Genomic DNA, 9,756 nt, shown 5'->3' on the forward strand with positions numbered 1-9,756 from the left:
TGTATATTTGGTATAAGATGCTTAATATCGATTAATTAATTTTAAAATTCATTAAAATGGGTACACCATTTTAGGAGTTACAACACAATCCAAACGAATATCAGTGTCAGATACATTGGCTATTTGGTTTTCTGGTTCAAAAAAAGAAAGCCCTATTTTCAATACATTATCTCTACATTTTTTAAGCATTTTATCATAAAATCCTTTGCCATACCCCACTCGATTGCCATGCGTGTCAAAGGCCAAAAGGGGTACAAATACTACATCTAGTAGCTCATTTGGAACAACTAAACCATCTTGAGGTTCTGGTATTTGAAAAGCATTCAGCCGAATCGTGGTATGATCCGTCAATAAAAAGTGGGCCATTTCCATGGTTTGAAAATTGGATTGCGACACAACAATTTCTTTGTCTTTTCCAGCTAAAATGGGTAAAATAAATTCGGTATTGACTTCGTTTTGTTTTTGAATGGTTAAAAAAATATGGTAATAGGAGAAATCCCAAATAGGCAATGTCAATAATTGATTAGCAATTGCTATACTATAACCTTCCGTTTCAATGGGACTTAAATTGGCCCGCTTTTGTTTGTAAAGGATCCGAAGTTCATTTTTAGTCATCATGGTGCAATAGAAATGAATTAAATATTATATAAAAAAAAGGTTGCCTATAATTATAGGCAACCTTTTGTGGAGCGAAAGACGAGGCTCGAACTCGCGACAACCAGCTTGGAAGGCTGGAGCTCTACCAACTGAGCTACTTTCGCAGGATGTAATGGATAAACGAAAAAACCGCTTAGAGCGAAAGACGAGGCTCGAACTCGCGACAACCAGCTTGGAAGGCTGGAGCTCTACCAACTGAGCTACTTTCGCATGATTAACAGTGCAAATATAAATACAAATCATTGTTTATTGCAAATTTTTTAATGAAAAAATTAAATATTTTTTATAATTTTGCATTTTTATTTTGATTATCAACTGTTTATAATATTGTTTTTTTTTTGAAATATGGTAATAAAATTGGATCCGTGTGCTGTTTTAAGTGTACGTCAGAGCGTTTTGCGAATTGGATTACCTTTAGAATCTTGTGTTTTTGAAGGCGACAATGAGCCAAACACACAACATTTTGGTTTTGTTGTGGGCCAACGCATTGTAGGTGTCGTAACTTTGATGAAAAAAGGACACCATCAGCTGAACCATCAAAATTCATTTCAGTTGAGAGGCATGGCTGTTTTAGATGCTTTTAGAGGTCAAAATATAGGCAATGCCCTTTTGAAACAATGCGAAATAGCAGTAGCTTCTTTTGAAAAAAGCCTTATTTGGATGAATGCCCGAAAAGGAGCTTTAGATTTTTATTCAAAATTTCAATACGAAGTTGTTGGCTTTGGTTTTGAAATTGATCAAATAGGTACGCATTTTTTGATGAAAAAAGAATTTTATCGTTAAAAAATGTAACTTAACGAAATGTGTATGCCCTAAAAAAATATAATTTATTTTCAACTTTTTTTGATTTACTTTTGCATCATGAAAAAAAGTTTACTTCTAGTATGTATCATTATAGTGAGTTGCCAGTTCCGAAACACAGAATTGGCATCCGATGGCTTTACGTTGATTCAACTTTTTGATAACACCGAAAAATTAAAAATAGATTCTACTTTAATTCTACAAACCAACAATAGTACTTTATTAGATTTTTATCGAAAAAATGACTTTAACACTGTTTGGCAATCAGAAATTATTCGTAAAAATATACTCTCAGAACTCCATAATTGTCATCTCGAAGGATTGGATCCTATGGATTATCGACTTGATGTTTTGCAACAATTTGAAGAAAAACATTTGTTTTTAAACGATGCCGAGATGGTCAATTACGACATTCAATTAACCAATAGTTTACAAGATTATTTAACACACGTAAGCATTGGCAAACTGAATCCTAAAAAAATATATTCTGATTGGGATTTGAAACCAAAAGAATTTGATGTTAATGAAATTATTAATACGGCACTTAAAGAAAATTTCGAAAACAAACCTTTTGAATCTGTAAAACCTACTAATAAAAATTATGTAGATTTAAAAAAAGCTTTACAAATAATAGATCAATTACCCAACGATTATACTACTCCTTTGTCTTTCAAAATGAAAGAAAAAATAAAACCAAACGACAAACACACTAAAATTAATTGGATTAAAAAACGGTTAATGTATTGGGATTATCTATCGAAAAATGATTCTATTAACAATGTTTTCGACAAAGAAACAGTAGCCGCAATTCAATTATTTCAAAAAAATAATGGCTTGATTTCCGATGGAATTATTGGAAAATCAACGGTTACAGCACTTAATTTTAACAAAAGTGAAAGACGAGAACAAATTATTGCTAATTTGGAAAGATGGCGCTGGTTTCCAAACGAATGGAGCGCTCATTATGCTCTTGTAAATATTCCAAATTATCATTTGAATGTTTATAAAGACAATGAATTGGTACAAAACTATAAAATCATTGTTGGAACTGATAAACGAAAATCTCCCGTTTTAACTTCAAAATTAGCATCGGTTGTTTTTAATCCAACTTGGACAGTACCGCCCACAATTATAAAAGAAGATTTAATACCCGAAATGAATAAAAGCAAAAGTTATTTGAATAAAATGAAAATTATTGCTTATGATTATAAAAAACGTCGCATCAATCCTTGGCTTTGGAAAGAAGAAGATGCGTTCAAATATACATACGTTCAAGATCCAGGTATTCATAATTCTTTAGGATTAATGAAAATACTATTCAAAAACAAATATGCTGTTTATTTGCACGATACCAATCATAAAGATGGGTTTTCAAAAAACATTCGCAGCTTTAGTTCGGGTTGTACCAGAGTTGAAAACCCCTTGCTTTTAGCAAAATATGTATTGAATGACACGGTTAATTACAATAATATCAAGATAGATTCTATAATCCAACTCAAAAAAACAAAGATTATCCCAATCAAAGCGTCAATCAATTACTATCAACTGTATTATACAGCATGGTTAGAAGGCAAGCATCTTGCTTTTAGAGAAGATATATACAATTTAGATGCAGAATTGTATTGCAAATTAAGAAACAAATCTTATTAAAAATTACTCTTTAATAAGATACTTACCGCATTTCCACCAAAACCCACCGCATTAATTAATACTTTTTTCATGCTTCGGCTATGGGTAACGTAGGCTGTGTTGGGCACTCCAATAAAAGTTTGATGCTGCATCATAAGCAATGCAAGTTCTAAACTCAAAGTTCCAGAAGCACCAAAAGTGTGTCCAATTTTCCATTTATTAGTTGTCAGTAAAGGTAAATGAGCACCAAATATTTTTTGAATGGCCTTAAATTCGGTCAAATCGCCTTTTATGGTACCCGGAGCGTGCATGACAATGGCGTCTATTTCAGATAAAGCGGTGTTTTGAAGGGCCATTTTCATCGATTTTTGAAAACAAGTAGCCTCGGCAGATATCGATATATTATGCTCTAAAATTTCTGTCGCATAGCCAAATCCTTCAACAAATGCTAAAGCGTTGTCTTTTTTTCCAAATTCCAAACAACAAACTGCGGCTCCTTCGCCCAAAATCATCGTGTTTTTGGTTTTGTTTAAATCCAAAGCCCTATTAGGAAAAGGACCTGTTTCTGTTGAATAAATTTTCAATGCCTGCATTTGTGCCAGCGTAAATGGCGTCAATGGAGCCTCGCTGCCTCCAATTAAAAATTTGGTAGCCATACCCGATTTGAGCCAAGCAATGCCATTTAGCATGGCGTGCAATGCCGTAGAGCAGGTTATGGAATGAGATATTTCGGGCCCTGTACATTGCAAGTCGTGCCCCACCCACGAAGCAATGTTGCCCAAAGTGGTTGTTGGCGAACTCAATGTTTGTGCTTTGCCCGTTTTTAAAAATGTTTCAAAATGGGTTTCAAATAATTGTGTTGCCCCTCTTGATGAACCAATATTGATTCCAAAAACAGCTTCGGGTGTCCAGCCCGCTTGCCTAACAGCACTCCTTGATGCTGCTATTGCAAACAAAACGGCATCGTCCAACGACTTGTATTTGGAATCCGAATGTCGCAAATCTACCATTTCTGCTTTCAATGAAGCCTCTAAGGCACTCACCCAATACGTGTTTGCACCGCTTGTTATAGTGCTAAAGGTTGTTTGGTTTTGTAAGTAATGCTCCCAAATGCTTTCGGTTTTATTACCCAAAGCCGATACGGATGAAAATCCTGTGATACTGATTGTTGAAGTCAAAAAAATTACGGTTTTATAAAATTCTTAATAATGTCATCAAAAAGCATCAAAATGTGATGCTATTGGGTGCAAAATTAAACAATTTCTAATGCACTTTCGATAGTTTGATACACTTTTTGCAATTGTGCTGTCGAAATAATATAAGGAGGCAAAATATAAATGATGCCCCCAACAGGCCGCAAAATAACCCCATTTTCTATAAAAAAATGATATAATCTGTTGCGTAATTCACCATAATAAGCAGCATCCGCCACTTGCAATTCTAATGCAAAAATAACTCCTAAAACTCTGGTTGTTGCCACTTTTGGATGTTTCTGTATATGCCTTTCAAATGCCAAATGCAACGCATGTACTCTAGCAATATGTGCCTGCATGGTCGTAGTTTGCAACAAAGTCAAACTGGCCAATGCCGCAGCACAACCCGTTGGATTTGCCGTAAATGTATGTCCATGAAACAAGGCTTTGTGCACATCTTCATCGCAAAAACCATCAAATAGGGCTTGCGTAAAAGAGGTTATCGCCATGGGAATTGTACCTCCCGTCAAAGCTTTAGACATACAAATCATATCGGGCTGTTCTTGCAAAAAATCGCAAGCAAAAGTTTTACCTGTTTTGCCAAAACCCGTCATCACCTCATCTGCAATGGTAAATACTTTTTGAGTTTTACAATATGCCATCAATGAGTCCAATGCTGCGGCTTCATACATCACCATTCCTGCTGCCCCTTGAACGAGTGGTTCAAATATAAATGCAGCACAATCATGCGTTGCTATTGCTTGTTGCAGTGCTTCAAAACTCATCGCTTCTTTTCCTGCAATGGGCACTGGTATTCTAACTACGTTGATCAATTGCCCTTTAAAAGCTTCCGTAAAGAACGAAATCCCGCTGGCTGCCATAGCCGCAAAAGTATCGCCATGAAAGGCGTTTTCAAATGCTATAATGGTTTTTTTGTGCTGATTTTGATTATAAAAATATTGCAAAGCCACCTTCAAAGCTACTTCTACTGCGGTAGATCCATTGTCCGAAAAAAATATTTTCTTTTGATTTTTAGGCAATATCGACAACAGCTTTTCCGCCAATAAAATGGCAGGCTTGTGCGTAAAACCTCCAAACAAGACATGCTCTAATGTAGTCAATTGCTCATAAATAGCCTTTGCAATGTACTCGTTTGCATGTCCAAATGGATTTACCCACCATGAGGCAATCGCATCTATATATTCCTTGCCATTTTCGTCCCAAACCAATGCGTCTTTGCCTCGAAAAATTGTAATGGGTGGCCGTGCCGTTTGATGTTGTGTATAAGGATGCCAGTTGTGGGCTTCGTCTCGTTCGGACCAGCTTGGTGTGTTAGGTTTCATATCAGCATTTGTTTTAAAAAATCCGAAAATAAGTCGGCATAATAAGCAACAACCATTTTGTCAAAATAAGGCTCCTCTTCTATTCTTCCTATAACGGGAACTCCCGTCTGAGAGGCTATAATACTTTCGCTCGCCTTGTTTTCGTCTCCCGAAAAAAGGAGCCCACTTACGCTTAAACCCCTGCTTTTCAAACAGGCAATCGACAGCAAAGTATGATTGATACTGCCCAAATAATGGCGGCTTACCAGTATCACTCGATCATTTGGAGCTATCAAATCTACAACAAATTCCTTTTCATTAATAGGTACCAATAATCCCCCAGCCCCTTCTATTACCAAAACATTCGCCGTTTCTGGCCTTACTATTTCTGATTTTTCAATACAAACACCATCAATTGCTGCTGCCAAATGCGGACTCGCTGCTGTTTGCAATTGATAAGCATTCGGATAAAAAACACTCCTCCCATTGGTAACCCATCGTTGCACCTTTTGAGTATCGCCATTATCTATATCGCCCGCCTGTATAGGCTTCCAATAATCTGCCTCCAAAGCCTCAACCACTACAGCCGCCGCAATCGTTTTGCCAACATCTGTGCCAATACCGGTAATAAAAATTGCCATATTTTTTTTTGAAGCAAAGTTCGTAAAGTTTTGATCAAATCTACAAACAAATCCACGCTTATTTACATTTGATATACCAAGTTTATATCAATAAGCTGGGCTACGAAACTTTTTTTTTACTCATTTTAACAAAAACGAACCAATAGATTAGGCTATTTTATACCAAACACTTATATAAAATAGTCTAAAAATGCAAGGCTATTTTTTTTCAAGATTTTATAAAAAAATCATTTCATAGCTGGGCTACGTAATTATTTTTTTGTGAAATATTTGGAGAAAAAGAGCTAGCAGATTGGGCTATTTTATATGAGTGTTTGGTATTATAGGTATATTTGGTATTAGAAGCCAATCCAGCTTTTCGCTACAAGCCCACGGCCACAAAAGGTTTTTTTGTACACCACAAAAGGAGCTTCCGCCGGTCGCTCTTTTGTGGCTACAAAAAAATCCCTTTTGTGTCCGTCGGCTTTTCGCTTCAATCTGGGCTAAAAAAACCACGTATCAAAGCAACTCTTTTTTTATTCACAACAGCCTTTTTGCTTTTCAAATCCTTTATTTGTTTCAAAAAAAGTCTTTTTTAAAAACTTTTACCTTGGTCTAGTAACTTTTGGCTTCAAATTTGCACTAACAAACCGTCATCAATCATTTGCATCAAAAGATGCAACACTAATCAAACCCAAAAATATGTTAAAACGATTTTTTATTGTATGCTCTGGAGCCGATAAAAACCTCCTAAAAGCTTGTTCGGAAGGCGAACAAACCAAATATGTTGGCATTGGAGCCACTGTATTTTTTACGGCAATCATGGCTTTTTTAGCCAGTAGTTATGCCTTGTTTACCGTGTTCAACAATAGTTTTTTTGCACTTATGTTTGGCTTTGTTTGGGCCTTATTGATTTTCAATTTAGATCGTTTTATTGTTTCAACTATTCGCAAAAAAAATCAAGTTCTAGACGAATTTATCCAAGCAACTCCCCGGATTTTATTGGCCATTATTATTGCAATTGTTATTTCAAAACCATTAGAAATAAAAATATTCGAAAAAGAAATCAACACCGTTTTGCTACAAGAAAAAAATGCGATGATGCTTCAAAACAAAAAACAAGTTTCGCAATATTTTCAAACCGATGTTGCCCGAAATACCAATGAAATAGACCAGCTAAAAAAGGAAATTGCCCTCAAAGAAAAAGAAGTAAACGACTTATACGAAACCTATATCAAAGAAGCCGAAGGCACAGCAGGCACAAAAAAACTAGGAAAAGGCCCCGTTTTTAAAGAAAAAATAGCCAAACACGATACCGCTAAAAAACAATTGGACAGTTTGCGGCAAGCCAACGGCATTAAAATTGCCGAAAAAGAAAAATTAGGACTACAATTACAAAAAGATTTGGACCAAAAAGTAGCCCAAACCCAACCCATCATTGACGGATTTGATGGCCTAATGGCCCGAATAAATGCGTTGAACAAACTGCCAAAAGCACCTTCCATTTTTATCATGCTGTTGTTTTTGGCCATCGAAACATCGCCAATTATTGCCAAATTATTGGCACAAAAAAGCCAATACGATTTTGCTTTAGAAGATGCCGAGAATATTTTTAAAAGCCATTTGGAACAAGAGCAACACCATCGTGATTTACTAACCGCAACCAACAAAAACATCCATACCAAAGTATATGAAACATTGGATGATGATGCTGGTTTACAACAAAAACTTCGAGCCAATGCCTATGACTTAATTGTCAATCAAGACCAATATTTTTTTGAAAAACAGCGGCAAAACCTGCCCAAATCCTAAAACCCCATATTATTGATGGTAAAAAAAAACTCTGGCACAAACCAGAGTTTTTTAATCATCAATCAAAAACCGAACAAGTAATCAGCCTGTTCTATTGTGAATCTTTTTAACATCAATGAGATTATCCCAAATATGTTTTTAAGATTTTGCTTCTCGAAGTATGTTTCAATCTGCGAATGGCTTTTTCCTTAATTTGACGAACTCTTTCACGAGTCAAGTCAAAAGTTTCGCCAATTTCTTCGAGCGTCATCGGATGTTGGTCGCTCAATCCAAAATACAGTCGAACGACGTCTGCTTCGCGAGGTGTTAAAGTCTCCAACGAACGCTCAATTTCTGTACGTAACGATTCGTGAATCAGGTCTCGGTCTGGATTTGGCGATTCGCCCGAACGTAATACGTCGTATAGATTAGAATCTTCGCCTTCTACCAAAGGGGCATCCATAGACAAATGACGACCCGAGTTTTTCATAGATTCTTTAACGTCATTTACCGTCATGTCGAGCTCTTTTGCAATTTCTTCGGCAGAGGGCGGACGCTCATTGGATTGTTCCAACAAGGCATACATTTTGTTAATTTTGTTGATAGAACCTATTTTATTTAAAGGCAAACGCACAATACGAGACTGCTCTGCCAAGGCTTGCAGAATAGATTGACGAATCCACCAAACGGCATACGAAATGAATTTGAAACCACGAGTTTCGTCAAAACGTTGTGCGGCTTTAATCAAGCCCAAATTGCCTTCGTTAATCAAATCGGGCAATGTAAGTCCTTGATTTTGATACTGTTTGGCAACAGACACCACAAAACGTAAATTGGCTTTAGTCAATTTTTCTAACGCACGTTGATCGCCCGCTTTGATTTTTTGAGCCAACTCCACTTCCTCGTCTGCGGTAATCAAATCAACCTTACCAATTTCTTGCAAATATTTGTCTAATGAAGCCGTTTCACGGTTGGTTACCTGCTTCGTAATTTTTAACTGTCTCATCGTCGTTTTCTTTTTTTTTTAAAAGATTCTGGTTGTTATACGTAAGGCATCCTGAAAAAGTTACAATTTAGGGTTTATTTTTTTTTATTCTATATCTAAAATGGTGTTTAAGGTATTTGAGAATTCATTTTCGATTGAATTGTTATAGAACGGAACACCAGTAATTCGATATTTGTCGGAATCTATTTTTATGGTTTTCTTTTCGTCTTTAATCTGCTTTAGAAAATCGTCTTTCCATTTATCTTGTTCCTCAATATGTTTTCCTTTTGGTTCTATAAAAACTTGATACGTTAGTGCTTCTCCGCTTTTTTGTTTGCAAAATAAGATAAAGTCGGGTTCAAAAGCCCTACCATTTTTATCAATTATTTTTAATTCACGTTCATTACGGATTAGGTATATATTTTCATATTTTTTATTGATATTTTCAAAACGTTTCGCAAACATTTCAACAAAAGCTTTTTCTTCACTTGTGCCATAATTAGCATTATAAACATACCAAGGTTCGTTTAACACTAAATTTTGCTGTCCATCAGCACGTTCGTCGTATTTTTTAACTTTTATAGGCTTGTTTTTAAAAACTTCGTGAATTCTTTTCTGTTTGTATTCAGAACCTTCAAACTGAACTAAGTTTGATTTAATTTCCAATTCGATTTCCGATAGAACAGATTTCACTCCTAAATAATAATCTTTATTAGTTATTTCGGACAACCTTTTTTGGGTACTGTTTCAGCCCCTTA

The 9,756-nt window shown here is 35.7% G+C and carries 9 protein-coding genes and 2 tRNA genes; 3 read left to right on the top strand and 8 right to left on the bottom strand.

Going from position 1 to position 9,756, the window contains the following annotated elements; translation table 11 throughout:
- Positions 1–51 precede the first annotated feature (51 nt).
- The 3 genes from B0A58_RS05735 to B0A58_RS05745 form a co-directional block, all read right to left on the bottom strand.
- Entirely contained in the window at positions 52–615 is a 564-nt protein-coding gene (locus tag B0A58_RS05735) for a 5-formyltetrahydrofolate cyclo-ligase (protein ID WP_373863150.1), read from the bottom strand.
- A gap of 70 nt (positions 616–685) precedes the next feature.
- A tRNA-Gly gene (locus tag B0A58_RS05740) sits at positions 686–761 on the bottom strand.
- Positions 762–794: 33 nt separating this feature from the next.
- Positions 795–867 (bottom strand) — tRNA-Gly (locus B0A58_RS05745).
- A 135-nt stretch (positions 868–1,002) separates the two neighbouring features.
- Here B0A58_RS05745 and B0A58_RS05750 point away from each other — a divergent pair.
- Positions 1,003–1,440 (top strand): GNAT family N-acetyltransferase, encoded by a 438-nt coding sequence (locus B0A58_RS05750; RefSeq protein ID WP_089080243.1) that lies wholly within the window; start codon positions 1,003–1,005, stop codon positions 1,438–1,440.
- Between the two features lie 78 nt (positions 1,441–1,518).
- The gene (locus tag B0A58_RS05755) at positions 1,519–3,108 is read left to right on the top strand and encodes a L,D-transpeptidase family protein (protein ID WP_089080244.1); all 1,590 of its coding nucleotides are present in this window, start codon (positions 1,519–1,521) and stop codon (positions 3,106–3,108) included.
- Here B0A58_RS05755 and B0A58_RS05760 read toward each other — a convergent pair.
- From B0A58_RS05760 to bioD, 3 genes are all read right to left on the bottom strand, one after another.
- Entirely contained in the window at positions 3,105–4,265 is a 1,161-nt protein-coding gene (locus B0A58_RS05760) for a beta-ketoacyl synthase N-terminal-like domain-containing protein (protein ID WP_089080245.1), read from the bottom strand. The genes B0A58_RS05755 and B0A58_RS05760 overlap by 4 nt on opposite strands.
- A 74-nt stretch (positions 4,266–4,339) precedes the next feature.
- Positions 4,340–5,623, bottom strand: coding sequence for an adenosylmethionine--8-amino-7-oxononanoate transaminase (gene bioA, locus B0A58_RS05765; RefSeq protein WP_089080246.1), 1,284 nt, complete (start codon positions 5,621–5,623; stop codon positions 4,340–4,342).
- Positions 5,620–6,243: a dethiobiotin synthase gene (gene bioD / locus B0A58_RS05770; RefSeq protein WP_089080247.1), complete on the bottom strand. Its 624-nt coding sequence runs from the start codon at positions 6,241–6,243 to the stop codon at positions 5,620–5,622. The genes bioA and bioD overlap by 4 nt, the downstream gene beginning before the upstream one ends.
- Before the next feature lie 681 nt (positions 6,244–6,924).
- Between bioD and B0A58_RS05775 the strand changes: the two genes are divergently transcribed.
- Positions 6,925–8,034 (top strand): DUF4407 domain-containing protein, encoded by a 1,110-nt coding sequence (locus tag B0A58_RS05775; protein WP_089080248.1) that lies wholly within the window; start codon positions 6,925–6,927, stop codon positions 8,032–8,034.
- 121 nt (positions 8,035–8,155) lie between these two features.
- On the opposite strand, the gene B0A58_RS05780 is transcribed toward B0A58_RS05775, so the two are convergent.
- Together B0A58_RS05780 and B0A58_RS05785 are read right to left on the bottom strand one after the other, a co-directional pair.
- The gene (locus tag B0A58_RS05780; RefSeq protein WP_014085132.1) at positions 8,156–9,019 is read right to left on the bottom strand and encodes a sigma-70 family RNA polymerase sigma factor; all 864 of its coding nucleotides are present in this window, start codon (positions 9,017–9,019) and stop codon (positions 8,156–8,158) included.
- Positions 9,020–9,103: 84 nt separating this feature from the next.
- The gene (locus B0A58_RS05785; protein ID WP_089080249.1) at positions 9,104–9,727 is read right to left on the bottom strand and encodes a hypothetical protein; all 624 of its coding nucleotides are present in this window, start codon (positions 9,725–9,727) and stop codon (positions 9,104–9,106) included.
- Between the last annotated feature and the right edge of the window lie 29 nt (positions 9,728–9,756).

It is taken from the genome of Flavobacterium branchiophilum NBRC 15030 = ATCC 35035 (genome assembly GCF_002217205.1).
GTDB classification, from domain to species: Bacteria; Bacteroidota; Bacteroidia; order Flavobacteriales; family Flavobacteriaceae; genus Flavobacterium; species Flavobacterium branchiophilum.